Source organism: Streptomyces aurantiacus (genome assembly GCF_027107535.1).
Classification (GTDB): domain Bacteria; phylum Actinomycetota; class Actinomycetes; order Streptomycetales; family Streptomycetaceae; genus Streptomyces.
Window position 1 is genome coordinate 6804880 of the sequence record NZ_CP114283.1, and the last position, 18301, is coordinate 6823180.

Genomic DNA, 18301 nt, shown 5'->3' on the forward strand with positions numbered 1-18301 from the left:
CGCGGGCATCACCGCGACAGGCGTCCCGCCCGAGGGGCATCTCGTGCGCCTCGGGCTTCCGCGTGCACCAATGACGGCGAGATGCCGTGTCACCGGGTGCGGGATTGCCGGACCTGGACGCGACGGGCGGGTACTCCGTGCTCCAGGACGCGACAGACAGGCGCTCAGTACTCCAGCTCGGGCCGCAGAGGCCCGCCCACCGCGTGGAGATGCCGCAGCACCTGCGCGTACGAGTCGAGGAGTCCGGTCTCGTGGTACGCGATGCCGTGCCGGGCGCAGAACGCCCGCACGAGTCCCTGGGCACGGCGCAGGCTGGGCCGCGGCATGGAGGGGAAGAGGTGGTGTTCGATCTGGTAGTTCAGCCCGCCGAGCGCCAGGTCGGTGAGCCGGTGGCCGCGGATGTTGCGTGACGTCAGTACCTGTCGGCGCAGGAAGTCGATCTTGTCGTCCTTGCCGAACATGGGCATGCCCTTGTGGTTGGGGGCGAACGAGCAGCCCATGTACAGGCCGAACAGCCCTTGGTGCACGAGGAGGAAGCACACTGCCTGGAGGGGGGACAGCACCAGGAACAGGGCGGCGAGGTAGCCGACGAGGTGCGCCGTCAGCATGCTCGCCTCGGCCAGCCTGGTCGCCCGCCCGGTCCGCGCACCGGTGCCGTCGAACATCGCCCGTACACCGGCGACGTGCAGGGCGAGTCCCTCCAGCAGCAGCATGGGGAAGAACAGCCAGGCCTGGTGGCGCGCCAGCCATGCGTACGCCCCGCTGCGGACCCGGGCCTGGTCCTCGGTGAAAGCGATCGCGCCGTCGGCGATGTCGGGGTCGCGGTCGACGTGGTTGGGGTGGGCGTGGTGCCGGGTGTGCTTGGAGATCCACCAGCCGAAGCTGAGACCGACCAGCAGGTCGGCGTGCACCCGGCCGAGCACGTTGTTGACACCCTTGGAGGCGGCGATCTGGTGGTGGCCGGCGTCATGCCCGATGAAGGCGGTCTGGGTGAACATCACCGCGAGGAAGGCGGCGGTCAGCAACTGCCACCACGACGATCCGATCAGTGCGAAGGCGGTCCAGCCGGCGGCCAGCAGCAGCAGGTTCGCCCCGACCTTGACGGAGTAGTAGACCGGCCGCCGCTTCAGCAGCCCGCTCCGCTTCACCTCGCGGGAGAGTGCGGCGTAGTCGCTGCCCCGGCCGCTGGGCGGTGGTTGCGTCGTCAGGGCGTCGTCCGCCGGATCGGTGCCCCGGCCGATGGTGTCAGTGGTCACGTTGTTCCTCTCGGGTGCGTGCGGACCGACGGCGCAGGGGCAGGGCGCCGGATACCGGAAGCACGTGGGGAAACACCACGAGGCAGGCCCGCGCGGGGCCTGCCTCGGGCGGGACTCTTCTCAGAGGGGGCGGACCTGGTCGGCCTGCAGGCCCTTGGGGCCCTGGCTGGCGGTGAACTCCACCTTCTGGTCCTCCTCCAGGGAGCGGAAACCGTCGGTGTCGATGGCCGAGTGGTGGACGAAGATGTCGGCGCCGCCCTCGTCGGGGGAGATGAAGCCGAAGCCCTTCTCCGCGTTGAACCACTTCACGGTTCCTTGAGGCATGTGATGTCTCCTTCGGGTGACGGGTCTGTTCGGAGACCGCGCGCTCGCGCGGTTCACGGGTTGCCGGTCGTCAGCCGTCGAAGAAAAACCCCCGGGATACGACTGAGCGCCCGCTGTCAGAACTCCGCGGGCGCTTCCACGTTCGCAAACTTCAACTACAACCACTCCACACAACGTCCGGTGTGCCGGAAAGATTCCCGGTGCGAGCGAGAGAGGCCCGATCAGGCTCCCGCGGGTCCGCTCCGGGTCCGGAAGGGAGTACGGTGGCGGCATCGGGCGCACCTCGTACGCCGTCATCCGTGTCGGCGTCGCACTCGGAGAACGGCACAGGCCGGCGCACCTCGAATCCGGCCGGAAAAGAGCCGCACGATGCCTTCTGGCTCGTACCGTCCCGCCGTCTCCCGCAGCCCCTTCCCCGTCCGGCGACTGCAGGACCTCCAGGTCCGCGGATGTCTGCCGGGCATTTCAGGATCATGCGCACGGCCCTGAACCGACCAAGAGGATGCGGGACACATGTATTCACAGGACGCGATCTCCGGTCACCGCCGAGGACGCCCCGAACCGACCGCCGAGATGCTCTCCGGGCTGGCCTGCCTCATGTGCGGCACCGACTACCGCAAGGCGCCCGACCCCGAGGCCGTGGTGGTCTCCCACCACGACGGCAGGCAACTGCTCGCCTGCCACGGGACGTGCGCACGCATGGCGAGCGGATCGGTCAACGGCCTCGCCGAGACGCCCCTCCCCCTGGAGGAACGCGTCCGCGGGCACCGGGACGGCCGTTCCTGACCCGGGCGGTCCCGGCGGCCACACCACGCACGACAACAACGAAATAGAAGGACGCGCATGAGTCTGATGAGTCTCGGAGTACTCGCCTCCTCCCACAAGGAGAACGAGTTCCGGCTGCCGTTGCATCCCGCTCACCTCGAGCGGATCGACCCGGACGTACGCGCGAAGATCCACCTCGAGGAGGGGTACGGCGAGCGGTTCGGCATCGGCGACGACGCGCTGCGGCAACTGGTGGCCGGGCTGCGCACCCGTGAGCAGCTCCTCGTCGAGTCCGACGTGCTGCTGCTCCCCAAGCCGATGCACGAGGACATCTCGCAACTGCGCGAGGGCCAGGTGCTGTGGGGCTGGCCGCACTGCGTGCAGGACGAGCGGATGACCCAGACCGCCATCGACCGACGGCTGACCCTCATCGCCTGGGAGGCCATGAACCACTGGACCTCCACGGGCGCCTTCAGCGTCCACGTGTTCCACAAGAACAACGAACTCGCCGGCTACTGCTCGGTGATGCACGCCCTGCAGCTCGGCGGGCTGACCGGCAGCTACGGCCGCCGTCTGCGCGCGGTGGTCATCAGCTTCGGCGCCACGGCGCGCGGGGCGGTCACGGGCCTGGGCGCCATGGGGGTCTCCGACGTCACGGTGCTCACCCAGCGTGCCGCGGCCGCCGTGGCCTCACCGATGCCCTCCGTGGTGATGGGCCACTTCGAGGAGCGGGAGGACGACCCTTCGCGTCTGCAGGCGCTCACCGGGCTCGGGCCCGTGCCGCTGGCGGAGTACCTGGCCGAGTTCGACATCGTCGTCAACTGCGTCCGGCAGGACACCGACGCACCACTGATGTTCGTCACCGAGGACGAGCTCGCGCTGTTCCGCCCGGGGACCTTCTTCGTCGACGTCGCCTGCGACGAGGGCATGGGCTTCGAATGGGCCCGGCCGACGACCTTCGGCGAGCCGATGCCCACGGTGGGACCCGGCTGCCACTACTACGGGGTGGACCACAGCCCGTCCCATCTGTGGGACTCGGCCACCTGGGAGATCAGCGAGGCGGTCCTGCCCTACCTGCGCACGGTCATGAGCGGTCCCGAGTCCTGGCAGAGCGACGCCACGGTCAGGAACGCCATCGAGATCCGCGACGGTGTCGTCCTGAACCCGAAGATCATCTCCTTCCAGCGCCGGTCGACCGTCTATCCGCACACCCGCGAGGTCCCGGCCGCTCCCCTCCCCCCGGCGCCGCTCGCCTCCGTGCAGCCGGTCTGAGACGTCCCCGGCCGGGGCACGGCCGCCTCCCGCACGCTCACTTTCCCTGCGGGAGGGTCACCGGCCGGTCGTCCCTCAGCTCCGTGAAGAGTGTCCGTGCCCGGCGGTCGTCCCACTTCACGGCGCTGCCCTTGGAGGTGGCGAAACCGGGGTCGGAGACGGGCACGTTGATCTGCCGGCCGCCGCCCGCCGTGACGCCCCGCATCGCCTGGAACAGCGACATGAGGTCCCGCAGGTCCGTGTCCTTGTCGACCACGAGTGTGTCGAGGCCCGCGCTGAGGGTCGGGAAGGACCTGGCCGGGTTCAGGAGGGTCCCGGGAGTCACCGCCTTCGCGGCGAGGGCGGTCAGGAACTTCTGCTGGTTGCGGGTGCGGCCCAGGTCGCCCTCGGCCTCCTGCTTGCGCTGCCGGACGAACGCCAGCGCCTTGCCGCCGTCGAGGGTCTGGCAGCCCTTTCGCAGGTCGGCGCCGGACTTGTCGTCCCTGATGTCCCGCTCGAGGCACATGTCCACGCCGCCGACCGCGTCGACCACCCCGACGAAGCCCGCGAAGCCGATCTCCGCGTAGTGGTCGACGTGCAGCCCGGTGTTGCGTTCCACGGCCCGTACCAGCAGGTCGGGGCCGCCCAGCGAGAACGCGGCGTTGAGCTTGTTCGGCTCGGCGCGGTAGCTCCGGCCGGTCTCGGGGCGGACGTACGGCGGGATCGTCACCCAGGAGTCGCGCGGCAGGCTCAGCATCGTGGTGCCGTTCGCACCGGTGTGCAGCAGGATCATCGAGTCGGTGCGACGGCCCTCGGCCGAACCGGTGCGCAGATCCTGCCGGTCCCGCTCGGACAGTCCGTCACGGCTGTCGGAGCCCACGATCAGGTAGTTGGTGCCCCTGCCGCCCTCCGGTCGGTCCGGGAGCGCGCCGAGGTCGACCTCCTGGTCGAGTTTGGTGTCGGCCCACAGGTACGTGCCGGCGGTGGAAGCGAGCAGCACGACGAGAAGCAGGACCGCCAGCCGTACCGCCCTGCGGCGGCCGGTGGGACGGGGTTTGGGAGATCTGCCACCGCCCGCCCGGCGGGGGCGGCTCCCGTCGCCCGTCCGTCCCGGTGTGGCGGGCGAGGGCATCCCGGGCAGTGGTGCCGTACGTGTCGAGGGCGGGGCGGAGTTGTTCCGTCCCGCCCTCGACGCGGCTGGGCGGGCCGGCTCCGCCACGCCCGTGCTCCGGTCGTGGCCCGCCGGGTGGTGGGTCCCGTCGTTCATCGGCCTGTCCAGTCCCTCAACACATGGGGTCACCCCGTCACGGGGTCATCTCGTGGGCAGGCTCTTATACGGGGCGAGGTCGCCGATCTGTTCAGCCGCCGTACCGGAACGCTTCATGCGGTGCCACGTCAGCCGGCTGCCGAGCAGCGCGGCGACCACCGACTGGATGACGACCAGATACATCAGCTGCCGGTAGACGACCAGTTGGAACGGCATCCACCACAGGGTCCGTACGCGCTCGCCGTCCAGCTTCAACGCATAGCCGGCGCAGACCAGTTGGACAGCCATGAAGCCGAACCACACCCCGGCCGACGTGAGCGGGTCGAGGAACAGCACGCCGTACAGGGCGAACACGTCGATGACCGGCGCCAGCAGCGGCAGGGCGACCTGGAAGAGCGCGAGGTAGGTGAGTCCGCGCCTGCCGAAGCGTCCGGCGACGCCCAGTTCCAGGACGGCACCGCGGTGTTTCCACATGGACTGGATCGTGCCGAAGCACCAGCGGTAGCGCTGGCGCCACAACTGCCGCAGCGAGGTGGGCACTTCGGTCCAGGCGACGGCGGACTCCTCGTAGAGGACGCGCCAGCCCGCCCGCCACAGGGCCATGGTGAGGTCGGTGTCCTCGGCGAGGGTGTCGTCGCTGACTCCGCCGACGCCCATCAGTGCGTCCCGGCGGAAGGCCCCGATGGCGCCGGGAACGGTGGTCATGCACTCCAGCACCTCGAACATCCGGCGGTCGAGGTTGAAGCCGAAGCAGTACTCCAGGTGTTGCCACTTGGCGAGCAGGCCGCGCCGGTTGCCGACCTTGGTGTTTCCGCTGACCGCGCCGACGGCCGGGTGCGCGAGCGGCTGGACGAGGTGGTGGATGGCGTCCGGTTCGAAGACGGTGTCGGCGTCCACCATGACCAGGATGTCGTGACTGGCGTGTCCCAGACCGGTGTTGAGGGCGGCGGCCTTGCCCCCGTTGGGTTTGCGGATCACCAGCACCCGTGGGTCGCCGACACCTTCGGCGAGTTCCGCCGTACGGTCCGTGGAGCCGTCGTCGATCACGATGATCTGCAGCCGGGGGTAGTCGGAGGCGAGCAGGGAGCGGACGGTGGACTCGATCCCGGCCTCCTCGTTGTAGGCGGGCACGAGCACGGTGACCGGTTCCGTCACCTCCTTCAGCCAGGGGGCGCCGGGCCGGGAGCGTTCGAGCCGCCGGACATGGGCGCGGGCGAAGAGCACGAGCAGAAGCAGCCGCAGTACTCCGAGAGCGCCCGCGATGCCGAGCGTCCAGGTCATCGCGTTCGAGAACGCGCGCCCCAGGGTGGTGGCCCGGATCAGGGCGGTACCGCGCCATCGCTCGACGACCGACACCGGCTCGTACGGGGTCAGCCGGAGCCCGGCCGAGACGGTGGTGAAGCGGTCGGCGCCCGGGTTCCTGAGCAGCTTCCCCGTCTCCCGGTAGGCGGTCGCCGTCTGGCTGAGCTGGCGGACCAGGCCCTGTGCCGGTTTCCGGGACGCCTTGTCGGCGGCGACCAGCACGTAGCCCTGGTCGGTGGCACGCCGTGCCGCTGTCCACTCGCGGCCGCACAGGGTGTCGGGCGAGGTGGTCCGCGGCATCCGCAGCAGATTGGTGCGCAGGCCCGCCGTACCCGCCAACGCGCTCTGCGTGAGGTCGAGTTCGGCGGAGAAGCGGAGCGGTGACGTCTCGCCCAGGGCGGCGCCGGTGTAGGTGTTGGAGCCGATCTCGTGGCCCTCGGCGCGGATCCGCCGCACGAGGTCCGGGTGGCGGGCGGCCCGGGAGCCGAGGAGGAAGAAGGTCGCGCGGGCCCGGTGCTGTTTCAGCAGGTCGAGGATGCGCGGGGTCCAGCGGGGGTCGGGGCCGCCGTCGAAGGTGAGGGCGACGGTGCGGGCGGGCATCGACCCGGTCTGTACGCCGTTGCGGTTGATCCCGATGACGGGGCCGCCGCCCGAGACGGCGTCGGGGGCGGGTGAGGTGCAGTCGGACCGCGTGTCCGCGGCGTCGACCTCGTGGTTGGTCCAGCCCTCGAAGAGGAGGGCCGCGAACATCGCGGGCAGGACGAGTATCAGGAGCAGCCAGTGACCTCGCGGGTCGCGGGACTGCTTGTGGCGACCCCTCACGGAACGTCGTCACCCCTCTCGGGCGATGCGCACGAGGTCGCCCAAGTGGACCGGTCCATGGGTGAGTTGGGGCGCGTGCTGCCGTGCCGGGGTGTCGCCGCGCGGTCCGTTCTCCTGCGGCCCCGGGCGTTGGTGATCGACGCGCTGCGGGCTGTCTGCTGCCACTGGCTGGCGGGGCCGGAGTTACGCATGGGGCGCGAGTCTAGCCACAGCTTTGCGATCACACGGGGTCAACGCCGAGCCTCACAGGAACCCGCACCGTCACGGGAACGACTCCCGTCCGGGCGCCGAGCGCGTGACACACGGCCGCCCCCCTGCTCCCCACCGCACCCCGGAGAGCCGCCCGCAGGGATCTGGACGCCTTCATCACACCTGACCTAGGGTGCACAGTAAGCGCTTTCTTGCCGGAGCATGCCAATCCGTCGTCCGGCTGGGTGATCGCGCCCCGCGCCGTGCCCGTCGCTCCCCCGCCTCTCATCCCACCGAGTCATGCGCTCGGCCCAGCCGACGGCCCGGACGAGGCCTCGCGCGGGCCGGACGCGGAAAGGCAGCGCCTCGTGCCGCACAACGAACCGCCGCTCGACGCACAGCAGAGCCCCTCACCCGCGTGGACCCGCAAGTCGTTCCTGCGGGGCATGGCGGCGGCCGGAGCGGCCCCGCTGATCCCCGGGGTGCTGCCCACGGCCGCCCGGGCCGCGTCGTCGGACCGGGCAGGCTTCCCCCTGGTGCGGGGCGGCGTGGCCGTCGACCTGTTCGTGGACCCGGCGGACGATCCCGCGGTGGTCCGCGCGGCCGGCGACCTGCGGGCGGACATCGAGCGGGTCAGCGGAACACAGCCCCGACTGCGGCACGACCTGCCCGAGAAGGCCCCGCTGCTCGTCCTGGTGGGCACCATCGGCGCGAGCCCGGTGATCGACCGGCTCGTCAGGGAAGGGCGGCTGGACGTCTCCCGGGTGAAGGGCCGCTGGGAGGCGTCGGTGACCCAGGTCGTGGACCGCCCGGTCCGCGGAGTGGAACGCGCCCTGGTGATCGCCGGAAGCGACCGGCGCGGCACCGCCTACGGCATCTACGACACCTCGGAACGCATCGGGGTCTCGCCCTGGCACTGGTGGGCCGACGTCCCCGTGGAGCACAGCGACACCGTGACGGTCCCCGCGAGGACCCTCAAACGGTACGAGCCGTCCGTCCGCTACCGGGGCGTCTTCATCAACGACGAGCAGAACCTGACCACGTGGTCCCACCGCACCCAGGAGCCGGACAAGAACATCGGCCCGGAGACCTATCGCCGCGTCTTCGAACTGCTGCTCCGCCTCAAGGCCAACTACCTGTGGCCCGCGATGCATCCGTACTCCGACTTCTTCAACAAGCACCGGGAGAACCCCGAACTGGCCGACCGGTACGGCATCGTCGTCGGCTCCAGCCACCCCGAGGCCATGCTGCGCAACGGCGTCCACGAGTGGGACCCCTGGGCCAAGGAACACCCGGCCCCGGACGGCGGCCTGCCGGTGTACGACTACACGGTGAACCCGGCCGTCATCTCCGACTACTGGCGGGCCCGGGCCCGCCAGAACGCCGGCTACGAGAGCAGCTGGACGCTCGGGATGCGCGGACTGCACGACTCCGCGCTGGAGACGAAGCACGCCACCACGATCCCGGAGAAGGTCGTGGTGATGAACGACATCATCGCGGACCAGCGCCGCCTGCTGACCGAGGAGGTCGGCCCCTCGGCCGAACCGCAGATCTTCATCCCGTACAAGGAGGTCCTGGACCTCTACAACGCCGGTGTCCGGGTGCCGGACGACGTGACGCTGATCTGGCCGGACGACAACCACGGCAACATGCGCCAGTTGCCCGACGAGGCGGAACGGCGGCGCCCGGGCGGCAACGGCATCTACTACCACCTCTCCTACTGGGGCCGCCCCAAGAGCTACCTGTGGCTGGACACCACGCAACTGTCCAAGGTCTGGCACGAGTTGAGGCGCGTGTACGAGCACGGCGCCGACCGCATGTGGATCTTCAACGTGGGAGACGTCAAGTCGATCGAGACGGGGCTGTCCTTCTCCATGGACATGGCCTGGGACGTCGACCGCTGGGACGCCGACGACGTGGAGGACTTCCTCGTCGAGTGGGCCGGGCGGCAGTTCGGGCAGCGCCACGGCCGGGAGATCGCCGCCATCCGCACCGAGTACTACCGCCTCGCGGCTGAGCGGCGGCCGGAGTTCATCGACCGCGGCACCTTCTCGCTCGTCCACCACGGGGACGAGGGGGGCCGCCGGATGGCCGCGTACGGCCGACTGCTGGAGCGGACCAGGGCGCTCGGGGCCAAACTGCCCGGGGCCTACCGGGACGCCTTCTACGAACTGGTCGAATACCCGGTGCACGGGGCGTACTTGATGAACCTGAAGTTCTACTGGGCGGACCGCAACGCTCTGGCGATCCGTCAGGGGCGAGGGGCGGGAGCGAACCGTTTCGCGGACCTGTCCGGCGCGGCCCACGCGGAGGAGGTGGCGATCACCAAGCGGTACAACACCGAGGTGGCCGGCGGGAAATGGGACGGGATCGTCAATCCGTATCCCTCACAGATCCCCAAGGCACCCGGCCGGCCGACCGTCACCCGGGTGGCCGTGAAGGACACGTCCGGGGCAGGTGTGGCGGCGGAGGGCAACGAGACCGGGAGCGAGCGGCCCCTGTCCTTCACCTCGTACACCCGGGACCGGCGCTTCTTCGACGTGTTCAACACCGGCTTCCTCGCGCTGGACTGGACGGCGGAGGCGAGCCACCCGTGGGTGCGGCTGAGCTCGTCGGGCGGCGTCCTGACCGAGCAGACACGCGTGTGGGTGGAGATCGACTGGGAGCGGCTGCCCGAGGGCGCGTACGACGCGAAGGTGACCGTCACCGGCGCCGGGCAGGGCTTCGACGTGCCCCTGCGGGTGCTCAACGACGGGGAACGGGCGCGCGACCGGGCCCGCGGGTTCGTCGAGGCCCATGGCTACGTCTCGATCGACGCCGCCCACTTCGACCGGCGGGTGGCGCGTGGCGGAGCCCACTGGCGGACGGTGCGCGGGCTCGGCCGCCGCACGGCCGCCGTGGAGGCGGTGCCGTCGACGGCGGAACCGATCACGGAGGAACTCACCCGGCGGGCACCGGAGCTGCGCTACCGCGTCCGTTTCGCGTCCACCGGCGACTTCCCGGTCACCGTCTTCCGTCTGCCCTCCCTCGACGAGCGCGGGCACCGGCGGCTGGCCGTCGCCCTCGACGACCGGCCGGTCACGGTCCTGTCGGGCCAGGCCGTCGCCACCGGCAACCGGGGGGACGCCTGGGCCCGCAACGTGGAGGACGGGATCGAGAAGCTGACGACGACGGTGACCGTCACCGAACCCGGCGAGCACGTGCTGAGGCTCTTCATGGTCGACCCCGCGATCGCGGTGGACCAGATCGTCATCGACACCGGCGGCCTGCCCGGCAGCTATCTCGCTCCTCCCGAGAGCTACCACCGCTCCTTCAATCCCGACCCCGAGCCCGCGGGTCAGAGCCCGGACACGCCCGACCGGTAGGCGCCGACGGCCGGGCGGGCCCGTCCGGCAACCACGTCCGGCCGGGTTCCCCGAGGAGGGAACCCGGCCGGACGACAGGTCAGGACCGGTGTCGATGCGGAACGTGGTGCGGTTCGTGGAGGTACCAGTAGCGACCGACGAGGGCACCACCGAAGACGACGAAGCCGACACCGATGAGCCAGGACGTCACGATCAGAACCGTGCCGACCGCACCGTACGAGACCGCGTTGCTCACGATCAGCGGGGAGAAGACCTGGGACGAGAACGCGCGAAGGCCGCCCAGCCCCACCACCGTGGCGATGGCGCCCGGCAGCAGGGCACGCCAGGGAATCCGGCCGCCCAGCAGGAATCGCTGCGCCCACCAGAAGAAGAGCACCCCGAGCAGCACGGACAGGCCGATCCGGCCCCATGAGCGCAGGACCCCCGATCCCAGGACCGCCCCGCTCTGCGCCTCGGCGAAGAGGTAGGCCGTCAGAGCGACGAGCCACACCGCGCGTCGCCACACGGCGTGCCAGCGCCCGGCCGGCAGGTCCCACACCTTCTCGTAGCCGGTCTGGACGCTGCCCGCGAAGGTCACGCCGAAGAGCGCGAGCAGCACCACACTCAGGGCGCTGGTCGTACTCAGGACCTTGCGGGGCGCGGCGAAGAGGTCCTGTACGGAGTCGGCCGGCCGGCCGGACAGCCCCATGCCGTCCACCACCCACAGAGCGAAGCCGCGCTCCTGGATCGGAACGGTCGCCGCGACCACGATCAGCAGCGGGGAGAGCGTCACCAGCCCCAGCGCCGCGAATCCCATCGCGCGGTGCAGAAGCTCCACTTCCTTGCCGCGCAGCCATACGCCTGTGCCTCGGGCACGGAGGGAACGCCTCAGCTCCCTGGACCGGTGCCCGTGGCCGCGGAGTGCCCGTCCGCCCCTCTCGTCCCGGGGCCCGGACGGCGGGTCGTGACCGCCGTTGCGCCCCAGGACGAGAGAGCCGCGACAGGCCTGCCGCAGCGACGACACGGCCCCGTGGCACATGCGTGTTCACCTCGTCCTGTTCCCGTGCGACCGGCAGGGGAGCTCTCGTCCCGGCACCGGTCGGCCCCCCGCATCGCGGGTGGCTGCTTCCAGCGTGCCCCGGGGGCGCCGGATCTGCGACCGGCTCAGCGGCCTCCGCGCCCGTTCCGGGGAACCGCGGAGACAGCCATGGCGTCCCGTCGCTGCTCGGGGCGGGCGGGCGCGATGATGGTGGGAGCGTGCCCGGGCGGTTCGAGACCGTCCGCTCCCAGTACCTGGCAGCGCTCCGGTCCGTGCCGGTACCACAGGGCGGCCGTCCAGGCACAGAGCAGCGCGTCGATGAGGTCCTCCCGGTGCTTGTAGTCGGCCGCCCGCTCGGGCGAGGGCTCCTCCAGCAGCCGGCGGGAGACGGGGTGCGAGGAGAGCAGGAGGGGCGGGTCGGCGGTTTCCAGGCCCGCCATGCGGGCGATCAGCACGTCGCAGGCCTGCGCCCGCACCGCTCGCCAGTCGGCGGCCGGCACGCGTGCCGGCCGCCGTTTGTAGGTGGGCCGTTCCAGGTCGTAGCCCAGTTCGCTCGCCCCGACGAGAGCCGTGTACGGGTAGCACTCGGACAGGGCGAGGCCGCCGCCCGGCGGTCCGTCCCTGCCGTCGTCGTAGGACCAGCCCGCCTCCTGGAGCCGTTCCCGCAGGAGTACTCCGGCCAGGCGGGGAGAGCGCTGGTTGGTGCTGTTCGCGCTCACCTTCCAGCGTCCGTACCGCTGGCCGACCTGCCGTTCGCACGGGCGCTGGCCCGTCGGATTGGCGACGACCAGCGGGGCGTCGACGAAGACCAGTGTCGATCCGTCGACGGCCGTCCCGGCCAGCCATGCCGTCGTCTCGTCGAGGCCGCGGGTCCAGCCGCAGTCGATGACCTCGCCGTTGCCGTCGACGGCGGCGACGCCGGTCTCGTTGGGTCTGCGGGCTCCGCCCTGCGCCCAGGCCAGGTCGATGCCGATGAACCGCTCTATTCCCATGGGACGGTAGTACCAGAGACGGCAGTACCCGGAGACGGCAGTAGCAGAGACGGCAGAACCAGGGGGGCCGGGCCTGCGTCCCGTTCCGGCCGGACGGACGACGGCTCAGGTCCGCGGCGCGCCGGTCACCGCGTCGACGAGTTCCGCCAGCGCGGCCGCCACCCGGTGCAGGCCGGGGCCTGCCGGGCCGCCCGGCTCGGTCATGTAGACGTCCCGCCGGATCTCGATCATCAGGGCACCGACCCGCCGGTCGGTCCCGTAGTACTTCAGCGGGACGTACGTCCCCGAGAAGGGACTGTTGACGCCCGTACCGCCGAAGCCGGCGAACGCCTTCTCGGCGTGGGCGAGCAGGCCGGGCAGGGTGTGGAAGGAGTCGTGCCCCAGGCAGACGGGTGGCCGGGGGCCGTCGCCGTGGAGTTCGTACGGCAGCCGCTCGCCCGGGTAGGAGTGCACGTCGATGATCACGGCTCGTCCGGTGGCCTCCAGCCGCCGGGTCACGGCGTCGGTCATGGCGGCGGCGTAGGGGTGGAAGTACCGGTCGATGAGCGGCTCTTCCGGGTGGCCGTCCGGTCGGAGCGTCTTCCCGTGGGTGGTGCGGGTGTAGACGGCCCCCATGCCGACGGCTCGCATCTCCTCCCGTTCGTCCGGGAAGCGCTCGGGATCGACGACCAGTCGCGACAACCCGTTGACGAACCGCCAGGGTTCCTTCCGTCCGGGATCGTTCGCGGCCAGGGCGGCGGCCTCCGCGGCGATCCGGGCGGTGTGCGAGTCGGTGATGTGGTCCAACTCCCGTTCCAGCGCCGCGTCGTCGAGGACGATTCCGTCCCGTACGCCGGCGGGGACGACCCGGGAGGAGTGCGGTACGTGCAGGATCACTGGCGAGTCGGGGGCGCCCGGCACGAGCCGGTAGGGGGCCGGAGAACCGTTCACCCGGGCTCCCCGGTCACGGTCACCTTGACGGAAAGATCACCGGAGTTGTCCGCCAGGCAGGTACCGTCGCCGTCGTTGATGCGCAGTTCGAGCGTGCCCATGGCCGCTGCCTGGAAGGTCCATTCCTTGCCCACCAGGTCGCTCGTCTCGCCCTCGCCTCCCTCGGTGAAACGACCGAGGAGCGCGCCGAAGGGCGCCGACGCGTTGACCTTGCAGGTCGCCGCGGCGAAGTCCAGTGCCTTGTCGGTCGCGGGGTCGTACCCGTCGGGCCCGGTCAGCGGCATCTCGGGGTCGTCGACGGTCCACTGCCCCGAGGCGACGCGGACCGTGACCGTGTCGCCCGCCCGGATGAGCGTCTCGGTGACCCGCTGCCAGCCCTCCGTGCTGCGGACCACCGAGTCGTTGGCGGCGACGGGCGTCGGCGACAAGGGGGTCCCCGCTGCCCGGTCGGCCCCGCTCTCCTGGTCCTCGCGGTCCGCCGCGCCGTCCTGCGCGGCCCGCTCGAAGGGCGGGACCCCTACGAGGAGGAGACCGGCACCGGTCCCCGTGAAAAGGAGGGCGACGGCGGACGCGACCCACCACAGCAGCCGCTTGTCACGCCGTCCCGCGTTCCCTCCCCCCGTGTCACCGTTCCTCAACGCGGACGCCGTCTCGGCGTCGTACCGCGAGGTGAGCGAGACCGGCTCCGACCACGGGGCGTGCTGACGGGTCCGGGTCTCCGCGTCCGCGAGGGCGACGCCGGCCGGGGCCGGGACCTGGACGGTGGGCGTCGGCAACGGCGCCGTGTCCGCGGCTCCCTCGGCGGCGCGCCGCAGGGCGGCCGACGCGTCGGCCACGGAGGGCCGTTCCTCGGGCACCTTGCGCAGGAGCGCCTCGACGACCGGCAGCAGCGGGCCCAACTGCGCCGGGAGACTGGGCTCTTCGTACGCCACGGCGTGCAGGGTGGCCGCGTGCGCGGGGCGGCGGAACGGCGACGAGCCGGTGGCGGCGGTGACGAGTGTCGCGGCCAGTGACCACAGGTCCGAAGCGGGGCCGACCTGGCCGCCGTTGACACGTTCGGGCGCCATGTACTCGACGGAGCCCGCGAATTCACGGGAGTTCGTGTGGGCCTCACCGTCGTCCAGGACGGCGATCCCGAAGTCGGTGAGGACCGCGCTGCCGTCGCGGCGCAGCAGGACGTTGGCCGGTTTGACGTCCCGGTGCAGCGCTCCGACGGCGTGCACGGCCTCCAGCGCCCCGAGCAGCTGCGCCCCCAGCGCGGCGACCCTCCTGGGCTCCAACGGGCCGGACTGGCCGATGAGTTGGGCGAGCGAGGGACCGTCGACGAGCTCCATGACGATCCACAGCCGGTTCTCGTGCTCGACCAGGTCGTGGACTCCGACCACGTGCGGGTGCGGCACCCGGGCGACCACCCGTGCCTCGCGCACGGCACGGCGCAGCCACCTTCGGTGGTCCTCGTCGCCCTGGGTGAAGACGTGCAGCTCCTTGGCCGCTACGTCCCGGGCGAGCAGTTGGTCGTGGGCCCGCCAGACCGTGCCCATGCCGCCCCTGCCGAGCTGCTCGGCCAGCAGGTACCGGCCGGCGATCAGCCGCCCGGCCCCCCGTGCCGCGTACGCCGCGCCCTGCTGATCATCGCTGCCGGATAACACGCCTCGCTCACGCCCCTCCCGGTGGCAACCGCCCCACCGGCCCCATGCAGAATCGAACACCGGCGAGCATAGCGGTGCGGGGGAAGCGGACTTGCCGTCGTGTGGGAGGGGCTGCCGGCGATCTGGGCGTGCCACGGCAGGGTGCCCGGGCCGTCACCGGATCTCATGGGTCCATCGGGTCCAGGTATCCGCCGAGGGTGTGGGTTCCGAAGTGCGCGGAGGGGGTCACGCGGTCCGCAGGGTGCACGTCGACGGGCGCGAGGGGGCCCGCCAGCGTGTACGTGCCCTCGTCCGCCGGGGGCGGAGCCGGGGCGGCAGCGGGCTGTGCCTCCGCACCCGGCGCCGTGGACGGCGCGTCGGGGTCCGGCGCGGCCGACAGTGACGGAGCGTCCGGTGCGGCGAAGTTCCGCGTTCCGTGCAGCCAGGCCACGTAGTCGTGAAGGCCGGTCTCCGACATGGCTGACAGCACCTTGTTGCGGGCGGCGGCCGTCTCGCCCCGCGCGTGCCAGAGGCCGACGCTGTCCCGGGCGAGCCGGTGCACTCGCGCCGTGCGTGCCCGGCGGGCCGCGTCGAAGCGGCGAAGCGCTGCGCCGAAATGCTCCGCCGAGCAGTTCAGCAGGTCTCCGAGAACCACCGCGTCCTCCAGCGCCATGCAGGCGCCCTGCGCCGCGTAGTGCAGCATCGGGTGGGCCGCGTCGCCGAGCAGGACGACGCGGCCGTCGGCCCAGACGTCCACCGGCTCCCGGTCGACCAGGACCCACGCCTTCCACTCCGTGCCCAGCTCCAGGAGTCGCTGTGCGGTGCCGCAGAGAACGGCGAACTGCTCACGCACCTCCGTCGCGGGCACGGCCACTCCGGCGAAGGTCTCGGCCGGCCGGTTCTCCACGCTGGGCGCCAGGTTCAGGAAACTGCCCCCGGCGATGGGATAGTGCACGAAGTGCCGGCCCGGCCCCGTCCACCAGGTCACCGACCGATGGCGCAGATCCTCGGGCACTCGCTCCATGGGCACGATCGACCGGTACACGGTGATACCGGCGTTGCGTGGCGGCCCGTCTCCGACCAGCTGCGCCCGGACGGCCGAGTGCAGGCCGTCGGCCCCGACGAGGGCGTCCGCGGCGAGGGTCCGTCCGTCCGCCAGCCGCACCCGCACCCCCCGGTCCGTGTGTTCGTACCCGGCGACCTGGCTGGACGACCGCAGTTCGATCCCGTCGCTGTCCTGACAGGCCCGCAGCAACAGCCGGTAGAGCTCACCGCGGTGCACCACCACGTAGGGGTTGCGGAAGCGGGCCCGGTAGCGCTCCCCGAGCGGCATGCTGATCACGTGCTCACCGGACACTCCGTCCATGAACCGCAGTTCCTCGACGGGTACGGCGATGCGGCGGACGGCCGCGGCGAGGCCCAGCCGGTCGAGTGCGTGCATCCCGTTCGGGGCCAGCTGGATGCCCGCGCCGAGCTCGACGAAGTCGTCGCCGCGCTCGCACACCACCACATGATGTCCCCGGGCCCTCAGGCTCAGCGCCGCGGCGAGGCCGCCTATGCCGCCGCCGGCGACCACCGTGGTCATGCCGGTTCTCCGGCCCGCTCGTCCGCCGTGATCTCGCCCGAAGTCCCGGCCGGGCCGACGAGGCGGGCCAGTTCGAGCCGCTTGATCTTGGCCGTTGCCGTCTGCGGCAGGTCTGCCTGCCGCCACTGTTCCGGCTCGGCCATCTCCGGCAGGTCGGCCACCGCGGTCCGCCACAGGGCGCGGTCCAGCGGCCGGTCGTCCTTCGTGCACACCACCGGCCGCGGCGGTCCGCCCTCGGTGGGGATGATCACGACCTCGGACAGCTCGGGGATGCGCGAGAACAGCCGGTCCTCCACCGAGAGCGTGCTGCCGAAGCCGGGGATCTCGTCCACCTCACGGTCCATGAGGTGCAGACAGCCCCACCGGGTGCGGTAGCCGAGGTCGCCCATGCGCCACCACCGTTCGTCCGCCTGTCCCCGGAAGCGCTCGTCCTCGCCCAGATAGGTGCGGATCCGGCCCTCGCTGCTCACCTCGATCCATCCCGGTGAGGACGGTCCGGGCCGCTTGCCGTCACGGCTCACCACCCGCACCCCGGTCATGCCCGGGAACGGAACGCCGACGCAGCGCCCGTCGGCCTCCGGTGAGCGACGCCTGCCGTACGAGCGTGCGACACTCGGGCCGATCTCGCTCTGCCCGTAGATCTGGCCGAAGCGCGGGGACCTGCGCCGGGACGCACCGATCAGGGTGCGTACGGTGCGCGGGTGCAGCGCGTCGAACGTGCTGCTGAAGAACTTCACGTTGGACAACGGTTCCAGCGGGTCGGAGGCGAGCTGTTCCCAGCTCAGGTAGGTGTTCGGGTGGGCCTCCAGAACGGCCGGACGCAGCCGGGCGAAGAGCCGCGACACCCGCTGGGGGTCGGCGTCCGCGAGGACCGCCACGGGAAAGCCACGCAGCAGGGAGATGGCGAGCGCGGTGAACAGGCGTGAGTGCACGAAGGAGACGTGGATGGCCACCGGTTCGCGGCGACGCATCAGTGCGGTGGCAAGCGCCTGCGGCCGGTAGCGGGCCTCCAGGCTGTAGGCCGTGTGGACGGCCAGCTTCGGGACGCCCGTGGTACCGGAGGTGTGCGTCACCAGGGTCGGGTGGTCGTACGGCAGTTCCAGCGCGGGGACCCGGGGCGCGCCGGCCAGCTCCGCCAGGCGCGTGGCGCGTTCGTCGGAGCCGGAGGCCAGCAGGACACGACGGGTGAGCGCGAAGACCGTGTCGGGCAGGGACTCGGTCAGCTTCGCGGCGTCGGTGATCAGGTACGGGCGGTCGACCCGGCGGAGCAACGCGGTGACCGTCCCGCCGTCCAGGTAGGGCGACAGCAGGATCGGGACGACGCCGATCCGTGCGGCCGCGACGGCGAGCAGGGTGATGTCGAACGCGTTGCTCTTGTGGATCACCGCATGGTCACCGGGTCGCAGCCCGGCGCGCCAGAGCCGCGAGGCGAAGTCGCTCACGAGATCGGCGGCGTCGGTCATCGTCATCGCCCTGCCCCGTTCCGGCGCGATGTCCAGATCGTGGTCGAGGAGCAGGACGTTCGTCGGATACCGGTCGGCCGCCCGGTCGAACAGCGTGCCCAGCCTGATGCCGCGATTTCCTATGGACTGGAGAAACATGCGTCA

13 protein-coding genes are annotated in these 18301 nt (G+C 71.5%); 3 read left to right on the plus strand and 10 right to left on the minus strand.

Translation table 11 applies throughout. The annotated features are described in order from the left end of the window. Positions 1–164 precede the first annotated feature (164 nt). Positions 165–1256: a fatty acid desaturase family protein gene (locus tag O1Q96_RS32310; protein WP_269251518.1), complete on the minus strand. Its 1092-nt coding sequence runs from the start codon at positions 1254–1256 to the stop codon at positions 165–167. 120 nt (positions 1257–1376) lie between these two features. Continuing rightward, positions 1377–1580: a cold-shock protein gene (locus O1Q96_RS32315; protein ID WP_269251519.1), complete on the minus strand. Its 204-nt coding sequence runs from the start codon at positions 1578–1580 to the stop codon at positions 1377–1379. Between the two features lie 513 nt (positions 1581–2093). On the opposite strand from O1Q96_RS32315, the gene O1Q96_RS32320 reads away from it, so the two are divergent. Next, entirely contained in the window at positions 2094–2366 is a 273-nt protein-coding gene (locus O1Q96_RS32320) for a hypothetical protein (protein WP_217455971.1), read from the plus strand. Positions 2367–2423: 57 nt separating this feature from the next. Further along, positions 2424–3617: a N(5)-(carboxyethyl)ornithine synthase gene (locus O1Q96_RS32325; protein ID WP_269251520.1), complete on the plus strand. Its 1194-nt coding sequence runs from the start codon at positions 2424–2426 to the stop codon at positions 3615–3617. A 37-nt stretch (positions 3618–3654) separates the two neighbouring features. Here O1Q96_RS32325 and O1Q96_RS32330 read toward each other — a convergent pair whose 3' ends face one another. Further along, positions 3655–4863: an LCP family protein gene (locus O1Q96_RS32330; protein WP_269251521.1), complete on the minus strand. Its 1209-nt coding sequence runs from the start codon at positions 4861–4863 to the stop codon at positions 3655–3657. A gap of 45 nt (positions 4864–4908) precedes the next feature. Continuing rightward, positions 4909–6987, minus strand: a complete 2079-nt coding sequence (locus O1Q96_RS32335) for a bifunctional polysaccharide deacetylase/glycosyltransferase family 2 protein (RefSeq protein WP_419586983.1) — start codon at positions 6985–6987, stop codon at positions 4909–4911. A 635-nt stretch (positions 6988–7622) separates the two neighbouring features. On the opposite strand from O1Q96_RS32335, the gene O1Q96_RS32340 reads away from it, so the two are divergent. Beyond that, positions 7623–10541 (plus strand): glycosyl hydrolase 115 family protein, encoded by a 2919-nt coding sequence (locus O1Q96_RS32340; RefSeq protein WP_269253815.1) that lies wholly within the window; start codon positions 7623–7625, stop codon positions 10539–10541. A 79-nt stretch (positions 10542–10620) separates the two neighbouring features. Here the strand turns inward: O1Q96_RS32340 and O1Q96_RS32345 are convergent, their stop codons facing one another. The 6 genes from O1Q96_RS32345 to O1Q96_RS32370 form a co-directional block, all read right to left on the minus strand. Beyond that, complete coding sequence (locus O1Q96_RS32345; RefSeq protein ID WP_269253816.1) at positions 10621–11337, minus strand: ribonuclease BN; 717 nt, start codon at positions 11335–11337, stop codon at positions 10621–10623. Positions 11338–11684: 347 nt separating this feature from the next. After that, a complete protein-coding gene (locus tag O1Q96_RS32350) occupies positions 11685–12551 on the minus strand; it encodes a DUF429 domain-containing protein (RefSeq protein WP_269251522.1) in 867 nt (288 codons plus the stop codon). A 105-nt stretch (positions 12552–12656) separates the two neighbouring features. Further along, entirely contained in the window at positions 12657–13481 is an 825-nt protein-coding gene (locus O1Q96_RS32355) for an N-formylglutamate amidohydrolase (protein ID WP_269251523.1), read from the minus strand. Continuing rightward, positions 13478–15130: a serine/threonine-protein kinase gene (locus O1Q96_RS32360; protein ID WP_269251524.1), complete on the minus strand. Its 1653-nt coding sequence runs from the start codon at positions 15128–15130 to the stop codon at positions 13478–13480. The genes O1Q96_RS32355 and O1Q96_RS32360 overlap by 4 nt, the downstream gene beginning before the upstream one ends. A gap of 163 nt (positions 15131–15293) precedes the next feature. Beyond that, positions 15294–16694, minus strand: coding sequence for an FAD-dependent monooxygenase (locus O1Q96_RS32365; protein WP_331276078.1), 1401 nt, complete (start codon positions 16692–16694; stop codon positions 15294–15296). Beyond that, entirely contained in the window at positions 16691–18295 is a 1605-nt protein-coding gene (locus O1Q96_RS32370) for a class I adenylate-forming enzyme family protein (RefSeq protein ID WP_269251525.1), read from the minus strand. The genes O1Q96_RS32365 and O1Q96_RS32370 overlap by 4 nt, the downstream gene beginning before the upstream one ends. Between the last annotated feature and the right edge of the window lie 6 nt (positions 18296–18301).